Annotated in this window: 2 protein-coding genes; both read right to left on the reverse strand. The window is 38.8% G+C overall.

Annotated elements, in window-relative coordinates:
• Window positions 1–10: 10 nt before the first annotated feature.
• The gene (locus FTU09_RS13720) at window positions 11–577 is read right to left on the reverse strand and encodes an IS630 family transposase (RefSeq protein WP_121533679.1); all 567 of its coding nucleotides are present in this window, start codon (window positions 575–577) and stop codon (window positions 11–13) included.
• On the reverse strand, window positions 567–1022 hold the full coding sequence (locus FTU09_RS13725) for a helix-turn-helix domain-containing protein (protein ID WP_004973749.1): 456 nt from the start codon (window positions 1020–1022) through the stop codon (window positions 567–569). The genes FTU09_RS13720 and FTU09_RS13725 overlap by 11 nt, the downstream gene beginning before the upstream one ends.
• Window positions 1023–1082 lie beyond the last annotated feature (60 nt).

Consider the following 1082-nt stretch of genomic DNA (forward strand, 5'->3'; position numbering starts at 1 on the left):
TAAGCTGTCATTAAAAAGTAAACATGTATTCTTTTCCGAATTGGTTTGATACTCTCTCCACCCATTGCTCTATTTTATCAGCTGTCATGACTTGAAAATCTCGCCAATAATATTTCATCTGCTTCCATACCATCTCGATTCGATTTAACTCAGGGCTATAAGCTGGAATAAAATACAAATTCGTCGAAAAGTTACTTTTAAGTAGCTCTCTGTAATCAGCCATCTTTTTACTTCTATGAATCGAGGCATTATCAACAATAAGAACCAATGGAAGGTTATAAGTCTGTTTTACTTGTTGAGCTATTCCAGTTAAATAGGCATAAAACCAAGTGCTTGTAACTGACTCTTGTAAACAACTTGTCACCAGTTTCCCCGTTGAAAGCAAACACCCCATGACATTAACTCGTTTTAATCTTATTGCATCAACCGCATGAACATCACCTATCTTTGTCCACGCATAGCGGTTATCAGGTGTAGATGAAAACCCTGTTTCATCAACATAACCTAATATAATTTCACCACGTGCCGCTTGCTCTCGTAATTTTTCAATCTGCTGTGTTGCTTGTTCAAATGCAATCGGATCTCTTTTTTTTCAAGCTATGACGGGTACGCTTGAAGACCATACCTGAATCACGTAAAAACTTACGAATGGTTTCAACAGACACGGACACTTCGTATTCTTCATGTAGTTTGACTCGGATTTGTTCTGCATTGAGTGGACTTGTATTGACCCAATCTAGGATTTTCGCCTGATAGTCTGAGATCAATGTATTGGGCCGACCTGAGCGATGACCTTCTTTAATCGATTCAAACTCATACAATTCCCAACGTCGGCGTTGTAGCCTTATGGTTTCTGGGATACGTTCTTGTAGAGTGGCAACTTCCGCAACACTTTTACCTTCAGAAAGCCAGAGAATAGTTTGGGCACGTTGTCTTTCACGCCAATGTTTTGCATGCTTGGCCAGAAAAATGAGTCGTTCTCGCTGTTCTAAACTAAGTGGTACAGAAACAATTCGAGGCATGTGTGAACATCTGTTAACTAAAAAAACTTTTTCGCATGATTAGTTATTTTTGTCAACTTA

Origin of the sequence: Acinetobacter sp. YH12058, assembly GCF_013419805.1 — a bacterium.
GTDB classification, from domain to species: domain Bacteria; phylum Pseudomonadota; class Gammaproteobacteria; order Pseudomonadales; family Moraxellaceae; genus Acinetobacter; species Acinetobacter towneri.